At 38.7% G+C, this 23,285-nt stretch carries 26 protein-coding genes; 13 read left to right on the top strand and 13 right to left on the bottom strand.

The window, feature by feature from the left end:
* The first annotated feature begins 176 nt into the window (after positions 1-176).
* The 6 genes from KK060_RS22075 to KK060_RS22050 all read left to right on the top strand — a co-directional run bounded on the left by KK060_RS22075 (position 177) and on the right by KK060_RS22050 (position 6,892).
* Positions 177-2,576 carry a 3-hydroxyacyl-CoA dehydrogenase/enoyl-CoA hydratase family protein gene (locus KK060_RS22075; RefSeq protein ID WP_254156708.1) on the top strand — a complete coding sequence of 800 codons (2,400 nt, stop codon included), beginning with the start codon at positions 177-179 and terminating at the stop codon, positions 2,574-2,576.
* Positions 2,577-2,602: 26 nt separating this feature from the next.
* Complete coding sequence (locus KK060_RS22070; RefSeq protein WP_254156706.1) at positions 2,603-2,995, top strand: four helix bundle protein; 393 nt, start codon at positions 2,603-2,605, stop codon at positions 2,993-2,995.
* Positions 2,996-3,041: 46 nt separating this feature from the next.
* Positions 3,042-4,217: a thiolase family protein gene (locus KK060_RS22065; protein WP_254156704.1), complete on the top strand. Its 1,176-nt coding sequence runs from the start codon at positions 3,042-3,044 to the stop codon at positions 4,215-4,217.
* Positions 4,218-4,264: 47 nt separating this feature from the next.
* Positions 4,265-4,612 (top strand): four helix bundle protein, encoded by a 348-nt coding sequence (locus tag KK060_RS22060; protein WP_254156695.1) that lies wholly within the window; start codon positions 4,265-4,267, stop codon positions 4,610-4,612.
* A 42-nt stretch (positions 4,613-4,654) separates the two neighbouring features.
* The gene (locus KK060_RS22055) at positions 4,655-6,457 is read left to right on the top strand and encodes an acyl-CoA dehydrogenase FadE (RefSeq protein ID WP_254156693.1); all 1,803 of its coding nucleotides are present in this window, start codon (positions 4,655-4,657) and stop codon (positions 6,455-6,457) included.
* 126 nt (positions 6,458-6,583) lie between these two features.
* Positions 6,584-6,892, top strand: a complete 309-nt coding sequence (locus KK060_RS22050; RefSeq protein WP_254156685.1) for a hypothetical protein — start codon at positions 6,584-6,586, stop codon at positions 6,890-6,892.
* Here KK060_RS22050 and KK060_RS22045 read toward each other — a convergent pair.
* Complete coding sequence (locus KK060_RS22045) at positions 6,882-7,271, bottom strand: hypothetical protein (protein WP_254156680.1); 390 nt, start codon at positions 7,269-7,271, stop codon at positions 6,882-6,884. The two genes, KK060_RS22050 and KK060_RS22045, sit on opposite strands and share 11 nt — an antisense overlap.
* 338 nt (positions 7,272-7,609) lie before the next feature.
* Between KK060_RS22045 and KK060_RS22040 the strand changes: the two genes are divergently transcribed.
* The 3 genes from KK060_RS22040 (at position 7,610) to KK060_RS22030 (ending at position 9,818) form a co-directional block, all read left to right on the top strand.
* Positions 7,610-8,128, top strand: coding sequence for a DinB family protein (locus KK060_RS22040; protein ID WP_254156678.1), 519 nt, complete (start codon positions 7,610-7,612; stop codon positions 8,126-8,128).
* Between the two features lie 184 nt (positions 8,129-8,312).
* Positions 8,313-9,185, top strand: coding sequence for an ATP-grasp domain-containing protein (locus tag KK060_RS22035; protein WP_254156676.1), 873 nt, complete (start codon positions 8,313-8,315; stop codon positions 9,183-9,185).
* Positions 9,186-9,188: 3 nt separating this feature from the next.
* A complete protein-coding gene (locus tag KK060_RS22030; protein ID WP_254156674.1) occupies positions 9,189-9,818 on the top strand; it encodes a LysE family translocator in 630 nt (209 codons plus the stop codon).
* Here the strand turns inward: KK060_RS22030 and KK060_RS22025 are convergent.
* The 12 genes from KK060_RS22025 to KK060_RS21970 all read right to left on the bottom strand — a co-directional run bounded on the left by KK060_RS22025 (position 9,795) and on the right by KK060_RS21970 (position 20,651).
* A complete protein-coding gene (locus KK060_RS22025; RefSeq protein ID WP_254156659.1) occupies positions 9,795-10,703 on the bottom strand; it encodes a S66 peptidase family protein in 909 nt (302 codons plus the stop codon). The genes KK060_RS22030 and KK060_RS22025 overlap by 24 nt on opposite strands.
* 61 nt (positions 10,704-10,764) lie before the next feature.
* Positions 10,765-11,352: an OmpH/Skp family outer membrane protein gene (locus KK060_RS22020; RefSeq protein WP_254156657.1), complete on the bottom strand. Its 588-nt coding sequence runs from the start codon at positions 11,350-11,352 to the stop codon at positions 10,765-10,767.
* A gap of 18 nt (positions 11,353-11,370) precedes the next feature.
* Positions 11,371-11,907, bottom strand: coding sequence for an OmpH/Skp family outer membrane protein (locus tag KK060_RS22015; RefSeq protein WP_254156655.1), 537 nt, complete (start codon positions 11,905-11,907; stop codon positions 11,371-11,373).
* 1 nt (position 11,908) lies between these two features.
* Positions 11,909-14,587 carry a BamA/OMP85 family outer membrane protein gene (locus tag KK060_RS22010; protein ID WP_254156653.1) on the bottom strand — a complete coding sequence of 893 codons (2,679 nt, stop codon included), beginning with the start codon at positions 14,585-14,587 and terminating at the stop codon, positions 11,909-11,911.
* 4 nt (positions 14,588-14,591) lie between these two features.
* Complete coding sequence (uppS, locus tag KK060_RS22005) at positions 14,592-15,284, bottom strand: undecaprenyl pyrophosphate synthase (protein ID WP_254156709.1); 693 nt, start codon at positions 15,282-15,284, stop codon at positions 14,592-14,594.
* 130 nt (positions 15,285-15,414) lie between these two features.
* A complete protein-coding gene (porG, locus tag KK060_RS22000) occupies positions 15,415-16,107 on the bottom strand; it encodes a type IX secretion system protein PorG (RefSeq protein WP_254156640.1) in 693 nt (230 codons plus the stop codon).
* On the bottom strand, positions 16,104-17,198 hold the full coding sequence (locus KK060_RS21995; RefSeq protein ID WP_254156638.1) for a DUF6089 family protein: 1,095 nt from the start codon (positions 17,196-17,198) through the stop codon (positions 16,104-16,106). The genes porG and KK060_RS21995 overlap by 4 nt, the downstream gene beginning before the upstream one ends.
* 60 nt (positions 17,199-17,258) lie before the next feature.
* Complete coding sequence (locus KK060_RS21990) at positions 17,259-18,134, bottom strand: NAD kinase (RefSeq protein WP_254156636.1); 876 nt, start codon at positions 18,132-18,134, stop codon at positions 17,259-17,261.
* Between the two features lie 27 nt (positions 18,135-18,161).
* Positions 18,162-18,827: a CBS domain-containing protein gene (locus tag KK060_RS21985; protein ID WP_254156627.1), complete on the bottom strand. Its 666-nt coding sequence runs from the start codon at positions 18,825-18,827 to the stop codon at positions 18,162-18,164.
* A gap of 46 nt (positions 18,828-18,873) precedes the next feature.
* Positions 18,874-19,626, bottom strand: coding sequence for an alpha/beta fold hydrolase (locus KK060_RS21980; RefSeq protein ID WP_254156625.1), 753 nt, complete (start codon positions 19,624-19,626; stop codon positions 18,874-18,876).
* Between the two features lie 78 nt (positions 19,627-19,704).
* On the bottom strand, positions 19,705-20,202 hold the full coding sequence (locus KK060_RS21975) for a CvpA family protein (RefSeq protein WP_254156623.1): 498 nt from the start codon (positions 20,200-20,202) through the stop codon (positions 19,705-19,707).
* On the bottom strand, positions 20,199-20,651 hold the full coding sequence (locus KK060_RS21970; RefSeq protein ID WP_254156621.1) for a GatB/YqeY domain-containing protein: 453 nt from the start codon (positions 20,649-20,651) through the stop codon (positions 20,199-20,201). The genes KK060_RS21975 and KK060_RS21970 overlap by 4 nt, the downstream gene beginning before the upstream one ends.
* Positions 20,652-20,731: 80 nt before the next feature.
* Here KK060_RS21970 and KK060_RS21965 point away from each other — a divergent pair, with 80 nt between their 5' ends.
* The 4 genes from KK060_RS21965 to KK060_RS21950 all read left to right on the top strand — a co-directional run.
* Positions 20,732-21,445 (top strand): pyridoxine 5'-phosphate synthase, encoded by a 714-nt coding sequence (locus KK060_RS21965; RefSeq protein WP_254156619.1) that lies wholly within the window; start codon positions 20,732-20,734, stop codon positions 21,443-21,445.
* Between the two features lie 14 nt (positions 21,446-21,459).
* Entirely contained in the window at positions 21,460-21,921 is a 462-nt protein-coding gene (locus KK060_RS21960) for a hypothetical protein (RefSeq protein ID WP_254156612.1), read from the top strand.
* Between the two features lie 55 nt (positions 21,922-21,976).
* A complete protein-coding gene (locus KK060_RS21955; RefSeq protein WP_254156610.1) occupies positions 21,977-22,639 on the top strand; it encodes a TPM domain-containing protein in 663 nt (220 codons plus the stop codon).
* A 16-nt stretch (positions 22,640-22,655) separates the two neighbouring features.
* On the top strand, positions 22,656-23,285 hold a 630-nt coding region (locus tag KK060_RS21950), incomplete at its 3' end, for a TPM domain-containing protein (protein ID WP_254156608.1).

Genomic DNA, 23,285 nt, shown 5'->3' with positions numbered 1-23,285 from the left:
CAAAAAAGACTGTTCTTCGCTTTAATGAGGCTGTGCGTGAAGAGATAAGTGAAGAAAAGCTGAGCGTTTTTTTTGACGTACTTCAGCAGATTAACCGGCTTATCGATAAAAATAATATTTACGAAAAATAATTAACAAATCGTGTTGATACCTTTCAACGGATAACTCAATAACATATGAATCGTACCATTCGCAAGGTTGCAGTTTTAGGTTCTGGTGTAATGGGCTCTCGCATAGCCTGCCACTTCGCTAACATTGGCGTAGAAGTTCTTTTGCTTGATATTGCTCCCAAAGAGCTTACGGATGAAGAAAAAAAGAGAGGCCTTTCGCTCGATAGCCCTATTGTTAAAAACAGGATTGTTCAAAGTTCTTTTGATGCTGCGGTAAAATCTAATCCTAATCCCCTTTATAGCAAGAGTTTTGCCTCACGGGTTAAGCTTGGAAATTTTACCGATGATATGTCCAAGATCAAAAACTATGATTGGACTATTGAAGTAGTTGTTGAAAACCTGGATATAAAAAAGAAAGTCTACGACGAAGTAGAGAAACATAGAAAACCAGGAACGCTTATAACTTCAAATACTTCAGGTATTCCCATTCATTTAATGGCTGCGGGAAGAAGCGAAGATTTTCAGAAACATTTCTGCGGAACACACTTTTTCAATCCGCCCCGTTATCTCAAGTTATTGGAAATAATTCCAACACCTCATACGGATCCTGAGGTTGTAAAATTCTTAATGCATTATGGCGATCTGTATTTAGGAAAAACTACCGTGCTCTGTAAAGATACACCTGCCTTTATTGCCAACCGCATTGGCGTGTTCGGAATAATGAAAGTGGTGAACTCGATGCAAAAGTTGGATCTGAATATAGATGAAGTTGATAAACTGACAGGCCCAGTAATCGGTAGACCAAAATCAGCAACTTTCAGAACTTCCGATGTTGTTGGTCTCGATACAATGGTAAAAGTTTCGAGTAATCTGTATACCGGATTAACCAACGACGAAAGCAAAGACATCTTTAAGCTTCCTGAAGTAATAACAAAACTTGAACAGAATAAATGGCTTGGCGATAAAACCGGTCAGGGCTTCTATAAGAAAACAAAGAATGCAAAAGGTGAAACAGAGATTCTTACCCTCGACCTGAAGACACTTGAATACAAGCCAAAGGCAAAAGCAAAATTTGCCACGCTCGAAACAACAAAGACGATCGATAACCTGAAGGATCGTTTCAAGGTTTTGTTAGCCGGAAAAGATAAGGCTGGTGAATTCTATCGCGACTCCTTCTTTGGCTTGTTTCAATATGTGAGCAATCGCATTCCTGAAATAGCCGATGAACTTTATAAAATTGACGATGCTGTTTGCGCTGGCTTTGGCTGGGAAGTAGGACCATTCGAAACCTGGGATGCCGTTGGCGTTGAAAGATCGATTAAAGACATGGAGGCTATGGGTTATAAACCTGCACCATGGATTTATGAAATGCTTCAGGCCGGAAATGCTTCGTTCTATAAAATTGAAAAAGGCGAGCGTAAATATTACGACATCCCGTCTAAGTCTTATAAGAGCATTCCTGGAAAAGGAGAATTTATCATCCTGGAAAACCTGAGTGAAAATGTAGTTTGGAAAAACCAGGAATCTAAGATCATCGATCTTGGTGACGGTGTTATCAACTTCTCCTGGAATAGCAAGAGCTATACATTAGGCACTACCGTGATTGAAGGCTTAAACAAAGCCATTGATCTGGCAGAAAAAAATTATCGCGGGTTGGTTGTTGGCCACCAGGGTGCGGACTTTTCGCTTGGCGCAAATCTCGGTCTCGTGTTTATGTATGCTATCGAGCAAGACTACGACGAGATTGATTTTATGGTTCGTGCATTTCAGAATTCGGTTATGCGTCTTCGCTATTCTTCTGTTCCAGTAGTTGTTTGTCCGCAGGGAAGAACATTGGGCGGAGGTTGTGAAATGACCATGCATGCCGATATCGCGCAAGCTGCTGCCGAAACATATATTGGATTGGTAGAAGTAGGTGTTGGATTAATACCTGGTGGTGGTGGAACCAAAGAATTTGCAAAACGCGTAAGCGATAGTTTAAAAGAAGGCGATGTAGAATTAAATGCATTGCAAAACGCGTTTATGAATATAGCTACCGCGAAAGTAGCAACGTCAGCAGAAGAGGCTCGCGAGATAAATATTCTTAGAACAGTAGATAGAATTTCTGTAAACAGAGACAGGCAGATAGCCGATGCGAAAGAAGCGGTTATTGAATTATACGAAGCAGGATATTCAATGCCACAGGAGGCGACAAACATCAAAGTTCAAGGTCGCGCAGGATTAGCATTGGTGATGGCTGGGGTAAACGGAATGCGCATGGGTAAATACATTAGCGAGCATGATGCAAAAATTGCATTGAAAATTGCCAACGTAATGTGTGGTGGAGATCTGACCGCGCCACAGGAAGTAAGCGAACGCTACCTTCTTGACCTGGAACGGGAAGCCTTCGTCAGCCTTTGCGGCGAAAAGAAAACACTTGAAAGAATACAGTCTATTTTAACAGGAGGGAAACCGTTGAGAAATTAGTAGGCAGTAGGCAAGAGCAATAGGCAATGGATAATCAGAATTTCAGAAATCTGACGGTTTATAAAAAGGCGTTCGAGCTAGCCATGCAGATTTTTGAAATTTCTAAAACATTTCCGAAGGAGGAGAAGTATTCTCTTACCGATCAGATAAGAAGATCGTCCAGGGCAATTGCTGTTTGTGTTGCCGAAGCCTATAGAAAGAGAAATTATCAAGCATATTTTGTGAGCAAGACTTCAGATGCTGATATGGAAAATAGTGAAACGCAAGTGTGGTTGGATTTTGCTTTATCATGTAACTATATAAAGCGTGAGGAATTTCAAAATCTAATGACACGCTCTGAAGAAGTTGGCAAATTGCTAAATCACATGATGGAGTATCCGGAGAAATATTTAAGAACTAATCACAAGGTAGAACAGTAAAATTGCCTATTGCATTTTGCCTACTGCCTATTTAATATTTAAAAACATGAACGCATACATAGTTGCAGCTAAAAGGACAGCAAATACGAGAGCAAAAAAAGGAGGCTTTCGTTTTACACGACCTGATGATTTTGCTACCGAAGTAATTAAAGAACTTGTTAAGTCTGTTCCAGGATTGGACAACAAGATGGTTGATGACCTTATTGTTGGTAATGCAGTTCCGGAAGCGGAGCAAGGCATGCAGATGGGAAGGATAATCGCATTGATGGCGCTGGGTATAGACAATGCAGGTATGATTGTTAACCGTTATTGCGGATCAGGCGTTGAAGCCATCAACATTGCATCTGCAAAAATTCATGCAGGCATGGCCGACTGCATCATTGCTGGCGGAACAGAATCTATGTCTCTCGTTCCTGTAATGGGTTGGAAGACGGTGTTGAATTATAACATCTCCAAAAATCATCCGGATTATTATACAAGCATGGGTCTAACTGCAGAACAAGTTGCAGCTAAATATAAAATCTCTCGCGAAGAGCAGGATAAGTTTGCATACGACTCACACATGAAAGCCATAAAAGCACAGCAGGATGGCAAGTTGAAAGAAGAGATTGTACCTATTGCCGTAAAAGAAGTTTATGTAGATGAAAGCGGTAAAAAGAAGTCGAGAGACTTTACTGTAGATACCGATGAAAGTCCAAGAGCAGATACAAATATGGATGTGCTGGCAAAGCTGAAACCAGTTTTCGCTCAGGGCGGATCAGTAACTGCAGGTAACTCTTCGCCTACTACAGATGGCGCTGCATTTGCCATTGTTATGTCAGAAAGAATGGTAAAGCAATTAAACCTTAAACCCATTGCACGGATGATGAGTTATTCGGTCGCCGGCGTTGAGCCAAGCATTATGGGTATAGGTCCCGTTGCTGCAGTGCCAAAAGCATTAGAGCGCGCCGGACTAAAACTAAGTGACATTGATCTTATAGAATTGAATGAAGCATTCGCGGCACAATCGCTGGCCGTGGTAAAAGAGCTTGATATTGATCCTTCAAAGTTAAATGTAAATGGAGGAGCTATTGCATTAGGTCATCCGTTAGGAAGTTCAGGAGCAAGACTTTCGTTAACACTTTTCAATGAGCTTCGGAGAAGAAATAAAAAATACGGACTCGTTACTGCCTGCGTTGGAGGCGGGCAAGGTGTTGCTGGAGTGTATGAGTTGTTAAGTTAAGATGATAGTCGTGAGATAGGAGTATTGAGATACTAACCAATAACACTATGCACAATCTTAAAGAATTAATTATTTGGAAGCGGGCTATTGCTCTGGCAACTAATGTCTATCAGTCTACAAAAGATTTTCCGGCAGAGGAGAAATACGGTTTAACAGCTCAAATACGGAAATCAGCTATTTCAATACCGTCAAATATTGCTGAAGGGGCGGGGAGGAATACGAATAAAGAATTTAATCACTTTCTCGGTATATCGAACGGTTCGTGCTTCGAACTACAAACACAACTTATTATATCAAAAAATTTAGGATTAATCGGAGGAGAAGCTGACTCATTGTTAGATGAATTAGATCAGCTTCAAAAAATGAATTACTCATTACAAAATACGTTGAGGTGAGAATCTCATGTCTTAGATCTCAATACTAAAATCTTTTTTACTATGGCAGCTGCAACAGAAACAAAACAAGCAATTAAGGGGGGCGAATTTTTAATCCGCCAAACAGAAGCAAGTGAAATCTTTATTCCGGAACAATGGAACGAAGAGCAAAAAATGATTGCTCAGACTTGCAAGGAATTTCTGGAACAAGAAGTGTTTAACAGGCTTGATGAGATTGATTCCATGGAAGACCTTCAACTCATGCCATCTATTCTTGATAAGGCAGGAGAACTCGGCCTGTTAGGTACATCTGTTCCTCAGGAATATGGCGGATTCGGCATGGACTTCAATACAACAATGCTTGTTGCCGAAGTTATAGGAGCTGGCCACTCCGTTGCTGTTGCACTTTCAGCCCATACGGGTATCGGTACATTACCTATTCTTTACTATGGTAATGAAGAACAGAAAAAGAAATACATTCCAAAATTAGCTACAGGCGAATGGAAAGCTGCCTATTGCTTAACAGAACCAGACTCGGGCTCTGATGCCAATTCAGGTAAAACAAAAGCAACATTAAGCGCTGACGGAAAACATTATATAATCAATGGCCAAAAGATGTGGATTACAAATGGCGGTTTTGCTGATGTATATGTTGTATTTGCTAAAATTGATAATGATAAGAACTTAAGCGCTTTTATTGTTGAGAAGAGTTTTGGTGGCATTACAATGAATGAAGAAGAACATAAGATGGGTATTAAAGGATCTTCAACCCGTCAGATATTTTTTAATGATTGTAAAGTACCCGTAGAAAATCTTTTGAGTGAGAGAGAAAATGGATTTAAGATCGCTGTTAATATTCTTAATGTAGGCCGCATTAAACTTGGTGCTGCAGCGTTGGGCGGATCTAAAAGAACAATTTCACTTGCTATTAATTATGCAAAGGAGCGTAAGCAATTTGGAACATCCATTGCAAACTTCGGAGCCATTAAACATAAGATTGCTGATGTGATCGCACACATTTTTGCATCAGAATCTGCTTGTTATCGTGCTGGTCAAAATATTGATGATGCCTACAATGCGTTTGTGGCAGGAGGGCTGGATTCAGGAAAAGCCAGATTAAAATCACTTGAGGAATTTGCTATTGAGTGCGCCATATTAAAAGTACACGGATCTGAAGTACTTGATTATGCAGTTGATGAGGGCGTACAGATCTATGGAGGTATGGGCTTCTCAGCAGAAGGCCCTATGGATAGAGCTTATCGTGATGCGCGTATCAACAGAATTTTTGAAGGTACAAATGAAATCAACAGAATGCTTACCATCGACATGCTCCTTAAACGAGCGATGAAAGGTCAGATTGATCTTATGTCTCCAGCTATGGCAGTTCAAAAAGAACTGATGGCCATACCTGATTTTGGCGCTTCAGATGATGAAGGTGTATTTGCAAAGGAAAAGAAAGCATTAGCTAATCTTAAGAAGGCTGGGCTTATGGTAGCTGGAGCAGCCGTTCAGAAATTTATGATGAAACTTTCTGAAGAACAGGAAGTGCTTATGAATTTGGCAGACATGCTGATAGAAGGATACGTAGCAGAATCGACCTTGCTTCGTGTTGAAAAATTGATCGGTATTCGTGGCGAAGAGAATTGCCAAATAGAAAAAGAACTGGCAATGATTTACCTGCATCATGCAATTGAGAGAGCTGCTGTAGCAGGAAAACACGCAATCTATGCCTTTGCAGAGGGAGATGAGCTGAGACTTATGTTATTAGGCTTAAAGCGATTCACAAAAATTGATCCTTACAATTTAAAAGAGGCGAGAAGAAAGGTTGCAAATTACGCCATTGAAAAAGGAGAATACCCTTTTTAAAGATTGAACACATCCTTGTACAGATACGAACATAGCCCTGCCATAAACAGGGCTTTTTTCATTAAAAACGCATTTATTGAAAATGGAATATATTTTGAGTAAATGACTACAGATAAATCAATTGCTATGACAACTAAAACTTTAGGATCATTACTTATTGTAATTGTCTGCTTGCTTGTCTTCCCTGTCTCCTTCGGCATCCTTGCGGCGGTATTTGGAATTGTATTTGGAGTTGTAGGAGCCGTAATCGGAGGTATCTTCGGAATTATCGGAGGAGTCTTTGGAGGAATAGGATGGTTATTTGATCAAATCTTTAATTGGGATTTCGATTTCTATTTTTTTGATTTTGACCTATCTACGGTTCTGTTAATCGTACTAGTAGTTCTATTGTTAAAACGAAGCGAATCTTCTCAAGTAAGGCGCCCTACGAAATAAAGTGGCGGTTATACAATGAGGGGTTAAGAAAATACTTGCTGTATACAGGGTAACGTTTTACTTCCTGCAGAGAAGGTTTCTTACCTTTAGTAAATACAACTTTGTAATACCATTCATAGCCTTTTTCCACTTGAATATCCTTACGCAACAGATACCAGGTTTTATCATAAGGATTTAGAACCTTAACCTCCACATGAAACAAACCTGGTAAACTTTTTATCCGAACAAATTTACCTGGTTGCTTATTGTAAAGTTTTCCGTTTACGTAAACCTGCATGTTAGAACTTTTAGCATCAGATAGAATCGCAATACCAGAAATATAAGCAAATGCTGGCGAGGAGATACTTGCCAATAATAACGCAATGACTACTTTATTCATGTTCAACCCTTTGTTCTAAAAAAAAACAAGGTCCGTGCCAGTTTTGAAGCATAGAAATCATCTGAGAAGTAACTTTCTATGTCTCTATTTCTAAAAAACATAAATGAAATTGACCGTTATTGTTTTCATAATTCTTAATCGAGCTTCATCAATCAAAAACAAAGACTTGTTGCAACACCACCGTTTTTGTTTGCGGCAGATTAATAAGTACCTTTTTTGAATACTTAAAATGTTTAATGGCAGCTGAAAAAAAGCGTTACCAGCTGGTTGGGGTCTCACCCAAGTGCGGGTATTCGTTTTGTGGCACGTTTTAATTTATCTTTGACTTAAACGTAAATATGAAGTTATCACAAGCCTGTACCCAAATACTTGGTCAATTAGTAGATCTTGTTGAAGAGATTGATGAGAAAGATTTTTCTAGACCGTCTCACGCATTAAGTAATAGTACAATCGGCCAACACTTAAGACATACTTTAGAATTCTTTTTCTGTTTAGAGAGTGGGTTCGAAAAGGGTGTAGTTAATTATGATAAAAGGGCACATGATAAAAAAATAGAAACGGACAGAGTTCTTGCAATAAATGCTCTTAACCGCATCATCGATTTTGTAAATCAGATTCCTTTCGATAAGCCATTAAAACTAGAGGTTGGATATGATACAACTCAGGATGATGTAGTTACGGTTGAAACAAATACAACACGTGAGTTGGTTTATAACATTGAACATGCGGTGCATCATATGGCTATTATGAAAATAGGAATACGTGAAGTCGCATCTTATATCATGTTGCCTGCTGACTTTGGCATAGCTGCGTCAACACTTCGCTATAATGAAGCGGTAGCACAATCTTCTCACTAAAAGTGCACTAGAGAGAATGTCCTTTTGGCGAAGAGTTAAGCGCAGTAATTTCATTATTAAGTTTAAGAGCTGGGAATACTGGCCGTTTGGAATTCTACAGTTTCCAATTTTTTTCTATTGGATTTGGCTATCAATAAGGGCAAGGTCGTTGTTATTTTTTACGGCCTCTAACCCCGGAATTACAATGGGAGGGATGTTTGGCGAATCGAAATTTGAAGTTCTCCAAAAAATTCCAAGTGCCGTTGTTCCTAAAACTATTCTTATAAAAAGACCTTCCTCAAAAGAAGCTGTCTTGAAAAGTCTCGAGGACAACGGCTTTTCATGGCCTGTAATCTTTAAACCGGATATTGGTGAACGAGGTTACATGGTGAAGAAAGTCTCTTCTGTTGAAGATATTGAAAACTACCTCAAGCTTGTTAAAACTGATTTCTTAGCGCAAGAATTAGTGACTTTGCCGCTTGAATTCGGTGTTTTTTATACAAGGCTACCAAACGAAGAACATGGTAAAGTTACCTCTGTTGTAATGAAAGAAATGCTTCACGTTGTGGGAGACGGCAGATTGAATTTAAGACAACTTATACTCGCAAAGGATCGAGCTAAACTTCAATGGGAGAGACTTGAGAAAATGTATGAACACCGGTTGGATGAGGTACTACCAATCGGATTCAAAATGGAGCTTGTTTCAATTGGCAATCATGCGCTTGGAACTAAATTTCTTGATGGAACATCGCTTATCAATGAAGAATTATCATCGAGTTTCGATAAGATAAGTAAAAAAATTGATGGTTTTTATTTTGGTCGGTTTGACCTAAAGTGTGCTTCGTTACCAGATCTTTTCCAAGGAAACGTAAAAATAGTTGAGCTCAATGGCTGTGGCGCAGAACCTGCCCATATATATGATCCAAACTTTAAAATCTGGAAAGCAATAAGTGTTCTTTTAAATCATTGGAAAAACATTTTTATTATTTCTACTCATAATCGGAGGAACGGAGTAAGGTACACCACCTTAAGAGAAGGACTTAAATATTATCAAAAGTTTAAAGCGGCCACCCGCTAGGTTATGGATGTACTGCTTTCTTTTCTCTTAGCATTCTTTTTTTCATTTGTCGGTTCCATACCACCGGGCACATTGAATCTTACAATCATCCAACTTGGATTAGAAAATAGAGTAGATGTAGCTTGGCGGTTTGCCTTTGCTGCGGCCCTTGTAGAATACCCTTATGCGTGGCTTGCTGTTAAGTTTGAAGCGTTAATTTCGTCATCCCCTGTTATTACAAATAATATTGAACTGATAGCATCAATTGTGATGATTTTACTGGGCGTCTTCAATTTATGGTCGCCTAAAAAGAGAAGTGGAGTTGTTGAGGGCTTTGATAAAAGTGGTTTTAAGCGTGGTATTGTACTCGGAATGCTTAATCCATTGGCTTTGCCCTTTTGGGTAGCAATAACTACCTATCTAAAAGGTCTACAATGGATCGATCTCTCGTCCCACCTTGAAATTCACAGTTATTTATTTGGCGTTTCCCTAGGCGCATTCATTTTATTAATCGTGCTAGCGGCATTAGCAAAACGTATAGCTACCAGGTTTAAGGATAACCCCATTATTAAGAAAATGCCCGGGATTATGCTGTTAGCATTGGGGTTCTATGCTCTTTTTGAATATGTATTAAATACTTTCGGATTTCAGTGACACCTCTTTTTGCCCAACATTTAGAATAACCTTCTCGCCATGTATCCAGGCAAAATTTGGGTTTTCATGACCTGATGGAAAATTGAAAGCAACAGGAAAGTAAAAATCCTTTACAGCATTTAAAATGATTTGCTCTACATCCTCTTTAAATGCTAATGTAGATTCCTTCATATCTGTCATGTGGCCGACTATGAGACCGTTCAATTGCTCTAGTTTCCCTGCGCGTTTTAATTGGGTCATCATTCGGTCCATCCGATAAATGTATTCGTCAATCTCTTCGATAAGTAAAACACATCCATTCGTATTTATTTCAGAGGATGTTCCTAGTGAGTCAACTACAAGCGAAAGATTACCGCCTACTAAAACCCCATCTGCTGATCCTAACCTGTTTCTCGAAGAAGGATCACACTTAATTTCAAACGAATTATTAAAGAGAAGATTTTTCAGGCTTTCTACCGAGGTGCGTGCGTTCGGTTGGGAGAAGAGAATGGGCATTGTTCCATGAACGCTTTTGCAACCCAGCTGAAGAAGTTTAAGATGTATGGCAGTAATATCGCTAAAGCCGATAATCCATTTGGGACTTTTCTTAAAACTTGAAAAGTCTAGACTATCTAAAATTCTCGTACTTCCATAACCACCTCTTGCTGCTATAATTGCCTTAACAGATGGATCGTCGATAAGATCTTGAAACCCTTCAAGTCTTTCCTGATCGGTACCTGCTAGATAAGCGTGAGCCTCACTTTTAACATTCTCAGAAATTGCAACATCAAGACCCCAACTTGAAAATGTATCAATTGCAGATGTTAAATCTGAAAGCGAAACCTTTCTTGCGGGTGCGACTATTGCAATCCTGTCTCCTGGTTTTAATGGTGGTGGATTGATCATTTATAAATTTAGGTATAAAAAAAGCCCCTAATCGGGGCTTTTCTCATTAAAATGAAAAATTTTATTGCTTTGGCTTATTATTAGCAGGAGGAGGAGTTGTTGCAGGTGCTTGAGTATTAGCAGCAGCTGGCTTAGGTGTAACACCTAATTTCTTTAAAACCAGGTCTGATACATCGTGGCTTGAATCGCCATATAATACAGCATCAACACCGCCAATAACTGAATTTAGAACTAAAGTATAACCTTGTTCTTTTGAAACGTCTTCAATAGCTTTTGAAACCTTCTTATAAACAGGATCCATCAATTGAACTTGTTTATTTTGAATGGTTGATTGGGCATCCTGCTGAAGTTTCTCTAAGTTTTGTTGTAATTGCTGAAGTTCACGTTCAGTATTTACACGAACAGCATCAAGCATAGTACCTGCGTTTGCCTGGTAATCCTGTAATTTCTTTTGAAATTCCTGAGCTTTACCATCTATTTGATTCTTTAATTGGGTTTGAGTTGATTTAAGTTCAGTTTCAATCTGTTTTGACTCGGGCATTTGGCTGAAGATGTAATCTACATCGGCAAAACCAACCTTAGATGCCGTTTGTGCATGTGAAAAGAATGAAGTAACGCCAAGCACAAATAATAATGCAAACTTTCTCATTGGGATTTTATTCAAATTTTAATTTTTAATCTTATCGTTTGGATCACCTAATCCAAGTTCATCTAAAACAAAGTCTGTATAATCATGACGTGGGTCAGTGTAAATCATCACAAGTTCACCGGCTTTATCAAACACAATAGCCAGGTTGTTTTGTTTAGCTACTTTATCCACGGCATCCCATACTTTATCTTGAATGGGTTTTATTAATTCTTGCTTCTTAAGAAAGAAGAGGCCGCCAAATCCAAAAACCTTTTTTTGATATTCTTTGAGCTCAGCTTCTTTCTTTTGGATAGAAGCAGTTCTTTCTTTTTTCATCTGGTCGGTTAGTAAGACTTGTTCGGCTTGAAGATCGCTATACATGGATTCAATCTTCTTTGCCATCTCCTGAATCTCCTTTTCCCAAGCGCCAGAAAGCTGATTTATCTCCTCCTGGGCCTTACCGTATTCCGGCATTTTGTTCAGGATAAAATCGGTGTCTATATAACCGAACCGTTGAGCATGGACAAAATTCAGGCCGAAAATGAGAAAAAATATTGTAATAAAATACACCCTCATACTATCTGATTTGCTGACCAATCGTAAAATGGAAATGTGCACCACTTCTTTGAGTTGCCCCAGGAAGGGTATCGAAACCATATCCCCAATTCAACCCAATCAAACCAAAGGCAGGCATAAATATTCTCGCTCCAAAGCCTGCAGATTTATAAAGAGTAAACGGATTAAAGTCTTCATAAGTATTCCAATTGTTTCCGGCTTCAGTAAAAACAAAGCCATAAATCGTAGCGGCACTACCTGTCGTTACAGGATAACGAAGCTCAAGTCCGAACTTATCATAAACGATACCCCCTTGAATTTCTGAACTAGCGTTAGAAGTACTGTAATTGTTATAATCTGGTGGAGTGATTCTGTTGTTCTCGTATCCTCTTAGACCAATCACTTCCTGACCTAACAAGAATGAATTAAAGCCACCAGCCAGTCCATCACCACCCAGGTAAAATCTTTCAAACGGACCGATTCCAGCTTTGCTTGTATATGAGCCAATAAATCCGAAATGCGATTTTGCTTCTAAAACAAGCTTCTTCTTGTTATCAAGAGGCAGGTAGTATTTAGCATCGAACATCCATTTGTTGAACTCAATCCATTTAAACCTGTCTCCAGCATTAGCGGTATTGTAATCTATTTCTCTCCATAAAGAGTAAGGAGGTGTTAGTGTAATACTTAATGAAATGTCTGAACCTTGTGAGGGGTACATTATTTCGTTCAAGCTCCGACGTGCAATAGTTGTATTAAAGTTAATGCTGTTTGCATTACCATTTGTAAAGCCAAGTCCCGAGTTGTAGTCATTTAAGCTATACCGTAAATAAGACAGAGAGTTTGTTAAGGTAAAGTAATTATCGGGCCACTCAAGTCTTCGCCCTAAACCTACTGTTACACTATTTACTTTAATACTTGGATCAACTATACCGTCTGTTGTTTGATAACGAGTAAGACGTTGTACTGAACTGTTCAAACTTACGCTGAATGAGTGTGGCTTTCTTCCTCCAAGCCATGGCTCAGTAAATGAGAAACTATAACTCTGATATTGTCTTCCGTTAGCCTGGACGCGCAATGATAAACGTTGTCCATCTCCCACAGGCAGTGGACGCCAGTTTTTAAAGTTAGGAATATTACGAACAGAGAAGTTATTGAATGTCAATCCTAACGTTCCCACGAAACCGTAGTAACCACCCCAACCACCTGACAATTCAACCTGGTCGTTAGACTGTTCTTCAACCTGCCATTCTACGTCTACAGTACCTTTATCAGGATTTGGCACCAGGTTTTGTGATACTTTATCGGGAGCAAAATATCCTAATTGTGCTAAACTTTGCTGCGTTCTGATAATATCGGATCTTCTGAATTTCTGACCTGGAATGGTACTTAGCTCGCGACGGATTACGTGGTCACTTGTTCTGTCGTTTCCTGTAATTGTTACTTCGTTAATTGTAGCCTGCTCTCCTTCATGAATCCTCATCTCTACATCAATTGAATCTCCTGCCACAGCTACTTCTACAGGGTTGATTCTAAAAAACAAATATCCATCATCCATGTAAAGGCCGCTAATATCCATGCCTTTTGGATTGAACTGCAGTTTTTTATCAATGAGTTCTTTATTATACACGTCTCCTTTACTGATACCGAGTACAGTGCTTAACTGCTTGTCAGTATAAATATAGTTACCGGTCCAGATGATATTTCGGAAGTAATATTTAGGGCCTTCATAAATCTTAAAGTCAATGTTGATGGTCTTGTCGTTATGATTGTAAATACTGTCAGTAACTATTTCTGCATCACGATAACCTTTTGAATTATAAAAAGCGATGATTTTCTTCTTGTCGTCTTCGTAGTCGGTTTGAATTAGTTTAGAACTCGAGAAGATGTTTAATTTGATATTGTCGTTCAGGAATTCTTTTGTGTCTTTTCGGCTGACAGGCCCACCCATTCTTACGTACTTACCCGGTTGTAGCAACGCGCTCAACACTGTCCGATGTAGTGTAAAACGTGGATGCTCCTTGGTTTTTTTCATCCTCCGCTTAAGTGTCGCATCGTCAATGTGTTCATTACCTGTAAAAGATATTTTATTGATTTTGATCTTTGACTTAGTATTAATGGCAATCTTCAACCGAATTCCATCTCTATTTAAAGTGTCTTTTTCCTGAACAACTTTAACATCTGTTCTCAAAAAGCCCTTTTTAACGAAATATTTCTTTACAGCCAGTTCGGTATTACGGATCATGGCGTCATTCACGATTTTTCCACGAATCAGATTAAGATCTTCTTTTAGACCAGACTCTTGACTTTTATTTACGCCTGTAAAATAAAAAGCGGTTAAACGAGAACGTTCGGCAAGCTCAATATTAAGATATATGTTTTCGCCTTCAATTCTGCTTACTTCAATAGTAACATCGCCGACCAGACCGTATTTCCAGATCTTTCTGATAGCTCCAGTAATGGCATCACCAGGAATTTTAATCTTGTCTCCGACCTTAAGGCCAGAAATAGAAATCATTGCATTCTTATCAAGGACATTAATTCCCGACACATCAATACCAGCAATTATATATTCTCGGGGGTTAGCGTAGTTTAAATTATTTTCTGCGGGCTGTTGTGCGGCATTTCGATCTCTTCTTCTGAATTGAGCCCAGGAACTGAATGTTACGCAGAGTAGAATGGTAATAATTAAAAATTTTTTCATCTTATTAACCCACGGGGTTCAATTGTTCACTAGTTTTTCCAAATCGTCTTTCTCTTTGTTGATAAGAACAAATGGCCTCGTACAAATGCTCTTTTCGGAAATCCGGCCATAGTGTTGGCGTGATAAATAATTCAGTATAAGCGATCTGCCATAATAAAAAGTTACTTATCCTAAGCTCACCACTAGTTCTTATAAGAAGCTCAGGATCTGGGATGCCCGAAGTCTGCAAAAAGTTTTCTAAAGTTTTATCATTTATAGCAGAAGCATCAATTTTTCCGCTTTGTACCTCTGAAACAAGAGCTTTTACGGCTTGAAGAATCTCCCATCTGCCGCTATAGCTCAAAGCAAGAATAAGGGTAAGACCTGTGTTATTTTTTGTTTGATCGATGGCCCACGCTAAATTTTTTTGACAGGCCTCAGGAAGATGAGAAGTGGCTCCTATGGTTTTAAGTCTTACCTGATTATCCGAAAGTGTCTTTATTTCTTCTTTTATAGTATTAACAAGTAACTCCATTAAGCCGTCCACTTCCTCTTTTGGCCGGTTCCAGTTCTCAGTTGAAAAAGCATATAGGGTTAGGTACTTAACGCCTAACTCTGCGCAACCCTCTGTCACATCTCGTACAGCCTGAATTGCATTTCGGTGTCCGAAGATTCTCAGCGCACCCTTTTTCTTTGCCCATCTGCCATTACCATCCATGATAATAGCTACATGCTGGGGCAAATTATTTAAGTCGATATGTTCTTTAAATGAAGCCACAAGGTTTCAAAATTAGCCCAAAAAAAGTAAAGGTAAATTTAATTTATGAAGAACTTAGTAAGAGCGCGACTTACCTATAAGGATTTGTTGGACACGGGATTGAATAAAAGGTTCTAGTGAGGCTCAATCCTAAAAAATAGTAAGCGTCAGTATCATTAGGATTTCCGTATTGAAAATCCTTATAACGCTGATCGCCTTCGGAAATGTTGTCGAGGTAGTCGAAGAAAGTTTTTCTAGCACCAAACTCAAGCGATAGATACCACTTTGGATTAATCACATATTTAAAACCTAACCCAAAAGGTATTGCTCCTTGGACATTACTATACTCCTGGGTTTTATCCTTATGGCCTGACATTCCAAATAAACCCAAACCCGCAAACAAGTAGGGCGTAAAACGAAGCATTCTCTTTTCACTCCTCCAGTTTAAAAAATGGTACTCCATAACTGTAGAGGCCTCCATGAGAAAGATGCTAAACGACGCAGCCCGTTCTTCTGCAAAGGCATCATACGGTCTCTTTTCATCACTTGCACCTAGGCCTCCCCCTGTCAGGGCGGCCCTGAAACTAACAACAGAACTAAGATTGGAGCGATAGAAAATTGTTGCTGCCGGTTTAGAATTTAAAAGATTATAATTTTTCGCCAAGTCACCGGTGTAGCTAAAGGTGCCGATACCAAAACCTAACTCTGAACGCTGTGCAACTCCATTAATAGCTGATAAAATGCAAACTGTACAGGTAAAGAGAATAGATTTAGCAGTCATCATCTGAATTTAGCCCGGTGAATTGATTTTCCTATAATATAGGTTCCTCTGATTGTAAAAACTGTGTAAATATCTTTATCGTTTTTGTTTCCGCGTATATTAGAAGTAACGTCATTTTTAAACTCCTCTCCATACCCCGGAAGCGCCATATATTGCCTATTATCTCTTCCGGTATAAGCATGAAGGATAGAGGGATTTACAGCAGGATTATATTGTGGTAATTCAAAGGTTCTGTATGACATGGCTTTTGCAAGCTCATTGTCACCAAACACACCTAAATCAACATAACTTTGACTTACATCGTCTATATAATCAGTGAATAAATATCTAAATCCAAACTCCGCAGCAATATCCACTAATGTGTTAACTCTAAAACGTACCCCAACACCAAATGGTATAGCAGGCTGAATTAAATTATAAGATTTTATGCCAGCATTGGCATCGGTAGGAAGAAGGTTTGCGTTTTGTCCCTCCGTTCCCAAAGGCCTTAAGTTAACCCACTCACCGGCATTGCTAAATGGTGTAATGCCATCAACCTGGGTAGCTGGAACCTGAGCCTGCGGATTGTGATGAAAAACTGCCACACCGACAAATGCATAAGGAGTCCATGCAACTCTGCTCAAATAGGATGATGAGTTTTCAAATAAGTCAAAAGATGCTATTAATGATAGTTCTTTGATTCTGTTTCTGAACGACAAGTTTCTTTGGTATCTAAAAAAGGCATTTTCTGCATCACCTTCGTCAGCTGATTTCGTGTCTGATCCACTAAGCGTTCCATACATAAATGCTCCTACAAGGGTATAACGTGGGCCGAAGCGATGAGCATAAGAGACAGCAAATGCGGGTCTTGTAAAAGAGATATCTGTACTAAAGCGGTTAGGCTTAGGTGCAAGATCACCGTAATAATTTAAAGCATTTACAGAGAAACCTATAGCATTGTAAGTTTTGTCCTTTCCAAAATGGAATTTATCGCCTCGATAAGTAGAGAGTTGTCTGTTATTCTTTTTAATACTTCTTCGGCTTAGCTGTCCGTATCCTTCAGAAGTAAACAGACACACTGCGGCCATTACAGCCAAATAAATTGCCTTTCTCATCACGCCGTGGGGTTTAAACGACTTAAAATCAGTCTAATACAAATATATTATAATAAAAAATCAATTGCGAATGTCTAAACCCCAGTTCAACTTTTGCCTCAATGTTTTGAAGTAATGTTGGCCATGAAGTTGTATTAAATTCACCTTGAAATCTCCTTTCTTAATCTTTAAAGTAAAGGTATGGTCAACAGTAGAAATTCTTGAGTCCAATGAAACCAGGAACTTTCTGCTTCTTCCCTCAACCCTAAACGAAATCTCGGAAGCATCTGAAACAATTATTGGCCGTACAGTTAAATTATGAGGACTAATCGGTGTGATCACAAAATTTCCTGAACTAGGAGAAATAAGTGGTCCACCACAGCTTAAAGAATATCCGGTAGATCCAGTAGGCGTTGCTACAATAATACCGTCTGACCAGTAAGAGTTAAGGAATTCACCATCAATATAAGTGTGTATCGTAATCATTGATGATGTGTCTTTCTTAACAACAGTAAAGTCATTTAAAGCAAAATTCAGGTTTCCAAAAACTTCTTTATCTGCATTGAATTTCAGGACAGCCCTTTTATCAATAGTGTATGCGCCGGCTATAACTTTATCCAGTGAATTCTGTATGTCGGCTTTATTAATGGTAGCTAAAAAACCTAGTCTTCCTGTGTTAATACCTAAAATCGGTACCTCCGCACCACCTATATGTGTAACGGACTCAAGTAATGTGCCATCGCCACCTACACTAATAAAGAAATCAAACTCTTTTAAATCGGCACCTGGTTCATAGGTAGACCAAGAAAATTTTTTGAACGCCTGGTGTTTGAGAAGGCTTTCAAATTTGGATGAAATATATACTTCCTGGTCCCTTTTGAATAGGTATTCAAATATCTCTGTTATAAAAGGAATAGCCTCCTTCTTGAATTCCTTGCCGTGGACACCAATTTTCATGTAGCCTTTACAATTGCTTCTCTAAAATTAAATGTCCAGGTATCTTAACAACATGTCTATTCTCTCTCTTTCATTCTCTACCGGTCTGCTCTCCTGATAACGACCAATAACTTTGTAATTGAATCGCTCAAGAGTAGCCACAATGCGTGTCATGTCCGTCTGATTGATTTTTAAAGTAAGTCTGATCTTCCCAGGATCCAAGGGATCTTCTTTTATGATACTGCTCAGAATCTTTGCATGGTTTTCTTCTATTAACCTGCTGATTTCTGACAAAGAGTAATCCACATAGTTCATAGACAAAACAAGGATGGCGCCTGGCATCTGAACAGCTGCTGTCTGGGCAAAAGAAGTAAGGGTATCCTGAACAGTAATAACTCCGGCGTACTGCTGATCGTCGTTCAATACTGCTACCATTTGAAGCTTGTTATCAGTTGCTACTTTTAAAATGTCATAGAAGTGGGTGTCAAGGTGAACATAACATGAAAGGCCGGCAAGGTTAAAATCACCGACATGTTTTTCAATATCATTAGTTTCGAGGATAATTTCTTCAGAAATAAATCCGAGTAACCGATTATTATCAACAACGGGAAGGTAAGTACATCTAAATTCCTCCATCCAAACGATAGCTTTATGCGCGTCATCGGATCCTTTTAAAGGAGGAATCATATGGTTTATTAAGTCTTCAGCGATCATATGTAGCTATTTAACAAATGGGGCTTAGATAAAATGTTAATATCAATTATGTAACCAAAAAATCTTCAACAAGTTCATTAAATCTCTCCGGGTGCTCCATCATAGGTGCATGGCAGCATTTGTCGATAAATTTTAATTGAGAGTTAGGGATAAGTCGATTAAATTCATGAGCAACTATAGGCGGCGTAATTGTATCGTTTAGCCCCCAAACAAGAAGCGTTGGCGTTTTTATGTTCGGAATTTCATCAGCCATATTGTGGCGTTGGGCCGATTTTGCAATAGCTACTATCCTCATACACTTAGGAATGCTCTTCGTTGTTTCAAAAACTTCGTCCACCAATTCTTTTGTAGCCACGTTGGGGTCATAAAAAGTGTATGCAACTCTTTCCCGTATATAGTCATAATTTCCCCTTTTGGGATAAGAACCACCCATTGAGTCTTCAAATAGACCAGAGCTTCCGGTAAGAATGAGTTTCTTCACACGTTCACTATTTTTAAGTGTGTATAATAAAGCAATATGCCCACCGAGGCTATTACCCATTATAATCATGTTGTCCAAGTTTTTATATGCCACAAAATCCTCTACAAATTTTCTTAGCCCTTCTAAACCAGCCTCTTTAATCGGCATTTCATATATGGGAAGCATTGGTATTACAACATTAAAATTCCGAGAGAAGCGATTTACAACGCCTTCCCAATTACTCAGAGCACCGAACAAACCATGAAGGAGCAATAGAACCGGACCTTGTCCCTCATCTACGAACTTAAAACCGTTATCCTCTTTTACTAATATTGACATATGAGGTATTATAAACTAATGAATGAAATAACTAAAAAATTAATGAGTATTAAAAACTAAGCTGGTTGTAAATATTACCTAAAAAATATCATTGAAGGCGGGGATAAGCTCACCGATCCATGAAGTAACCATTGGAGCAAAGTCAGTTAAAAAAGGTAAAAACTTTGAATCTTCTTGCCAGGTGGAGGGGAACGCTATTTTTAAGCTTCCTACTATCCAAAAGAACACACTGAGTACAAATGCCGTCTTTATAAGACCTAATGCCGCACCTGCCATTTCGTCTATTCGGCCTAAAAATGATTTTTCAATGGATGCCTTTAAAGCTTTACCTATTAAAGAAACTACTAGCAAAATGATGATGAACACAGCACCGAAGGCCACATAAGGTAAGATTTTTTCATCAATGTTAAAATGCTCGGAAAGATAGATGAGTGAGACGCCTAAAAGTTTAAACCCTCCTAAAATGCCGAGAACGATCCCTAACAGCGAGAATAACTCAACCAAAAATCCATCTCTATAACCTTTAAATGCACCAAATGCAATTAATAAAATGATGATAATATCGATCCAACTCAAGGTGTAAGCATTTTTTTAACTAATTCTGAAATCACCTTTCCATCGGCCTGACCAGCTAGCTTTTTAGTAGCAAGTCCCATCACCTTACCCATATCCTGAGAGCCCTTTGCTCCTGACTCTTCAATAATGGTTTGTACTGCCTTGCGTAAATCTTCCTCAGATAATTGTTTCGGTAGATATCGATTTATAATTTCTAATTGGCCAAGTTCTTTTTCCGCCAGATCCGGCCTGTTTTGTTGTTGGAATATTTCTGCAGATTCCTTTCTTTGTTTTGCTGCTTTCATCAATAATTTGCTTTCGGCGTCTGATGTTATATCACCTGATCCTCCTTTTTCAGTTTCTGCAAGCAAAATCATAGACTTAATACTTCTTAAGGCATCTAACTCTTCTTTATTTTTCGATAGCATTGCCTTTTTAATATCATTATCAATTTGTTGTCTTAAACTCATAGTCTTTAACGCTGTTAGTGTTATTTTTCGAACAAAATAAAGTGAACAATAGTTAATAATAAAAAAAATCAAAAATTCCGGTGACTCGACTCAGCGTCAATATTAATAAAATTGCAACACTCAGAAATGCACGTGGAGGAAATAATCCCGATGTTATAAAGGCGGCTTTAGATTGTGAAAGGTTTGGAGCTCAGGGTATTACTGTTCATCCAAGACCTGATGAACGCCATATTCGTTATAAAGATGTAATTGATTTAAAGAAAGTAGTTACAACAGAATTTAACATCGAAGGCTATCCTGACGAGCGCTATCTGAAATTAATTCGAGAAGTAAAGCCAGCCCAGGCAACACTTGTTCCCGATCCGCCTGATGCGATTACCTCTAATGCAGGCTGGGACACTATTAAAAATGCAAGTTTATTGAAGGAGATTATTTCTGAAATTAAAGCTTATGGCGTAAGGGTTTCAATATTTGTCGACCCACTACCTTTGACGGTTGAAGGGGCAGCTAAGGTTGGCGCAGACAGAATTGAATTATATACGGAGCCTTATGCAAGTGAATTTAAACTCAAAAAGGAAATTGCAATTAAACCTTATATAGAAAGCGCAAAAGTAGCACGCGAGTCTGGATTAGGAATTAATGCCGGGCACGATCTTGATCTTAATAATCTTCGGTTTTTGAAACTGAACATACCTTATTTAGATGAGGTCTCAATCGGACATGCTTTAATTTGTGACGCTTTGTATTTCGGTCTTGAAAACACAATTCAACTATACCTGAAGGAATTGCACTGAAGTATAACTACAGTATGAATAATTCCAGAAAAATTGAAATCCTGAGAGAGATCCAAAATGAGCTTGAACTCCGGAAAGGATCAAAAGCTTATTTTTCAGAAGACTTTGTCTCTATAGAATATGATTTTGCGAATCATTACCTCTACGTTAACTGGAAGGGCTACCAGACAGAAGGATCTGTTAAACAAGGTTGTGAAAAAATGCTGGAAGCCCTACTTCACTATAAATGTCAAAACATTTTGAATGACAATACAAACGTTCTTGGCATATGGACTCCTGCTGCGCAGTGGGTAGGAGAGAACTGGTTGCCAAGAATGGTAGAGGCCGGGTTGAAGTATTTTGCATGGGTGTATTCCCCTTCTATGCTGAGTCAAATATCTACCAATGAAGCATTGAAACATACACCCCCAATTAACATTGTTAAAACCTTTTATGACCTAGAGTCAGCAAAACGTTCGTTAACGGCAAAAAAGTAGGCCTTCTATAATAATTGCTATATCTGGTTATCTTTGACCTATTAGATAATACTCTATGAGCCTGAAACAAAAGCTTAGCGAAGCCGAGATGCAGCGTATAAAAGATGCTGTTAAAGAAGCAGAAGAGAAAATTTCTGGAGAGATTGTTCCTGTAATTGTAGAGCAAAGCGGGCCTTATCGTACAGCTAATTATAAAGCTTGCATCTCATTTTCAGTGTTTGCATTTATTGTCATTGTCATTCTTGATCGTTATATAATAACAGATGCCACGCATACGCTTTATTACGACCCTATGTTCATCATGATGGTAGTAGTAAGTGCAGGTTTGGTTGGTTGGTTCTTACCTAATTTATCTTATTCCGTTAAAAGACTTTTTCTCAGCAGACAGCACATGGACGAACGCGCAAGTCAACGTGCAGAAAACATATTTCTCGAAGAGGAGGTTTTCAATACAAAGCATCGAACAGGTATTATGCTATTTATATCCTTTTTCGAACATGAAGTAATTGTAATGGCAGATAAAGGAATTAGTAAGGTAGTAGAGCAAAAGGAATGGGACCAGATAGTTAACCTACTGGTGGAAAACATACATAAAGGACAAATAGTAAGTGGTATTGAAGAGGGTATTAAAAGATGTGGTGAGATATTATTAGAGAAAGGTTTCATTAAAGAATCTGATGATACAAACGAACTTCGGGATGATCTACGTCTTAACTAAACAGGATCAGCAAATCATGAAACTAAAAGTATCAATAGCCTTATTGTTAGTATCGCACCTTGTCTTTGCTCAGCCTGCTGTTCCTGAACTTTGGGGTACACGTATTCATGATGAAGCTCATACTCTCTCAGTGCAATTTATAAACAGTCTCGAACAGCAACTGAAAACGCACGAGGATTCTACTTCAAACCAGATAGCCGTACTAATTATTCCAACTTTAGATGACTACCCCATTGAAGATTACACACTTAAAGTTTCTGAAAAATGGAGGCTCGGCCAACAGGGTAAAGATAATGGTGTGCTATTATTTGTAGCTATAAATGACCGAAAGGTAAGAATTGAAGTTGGTTATGGCCTTGAAGGTGTTTTGCCTGATGCATTGTGTAATCAGATAATTAGAAATGAGATCGCACCGAATTTCAGGCAGAACGATTATGAAGGAGGGATTCAAGCAGCCACCAGCGCTATACTAAAAGCAATTGCCGGAGAATATAAGGCAGAAAGTAAGCCTTCGGGAAGAAGACGAAACAATGGTGGATCTATTGTTCCCTTTATTATTATCCTCATCATTATCATATTAATTTCCAGGTTAAGGGGCGGTGGAGGAAGAGGGGGTTATAGAGGAGGTGGCTGGTCTGCTGGGTCA

Source organism: Chryseosolibacter indicum (assembly GCF_018598585.1).
GTDB classification, from domain to species: Bacteria; Bacteroidota; Bacteroidia; order Cytophagales; family Cyclobacteriaceae; genus Chryseosolibacter; species Chryseosolibacter indicus.
This window is presented reverse-complemented; position numbering and strand designations above follow the sequence as displayed.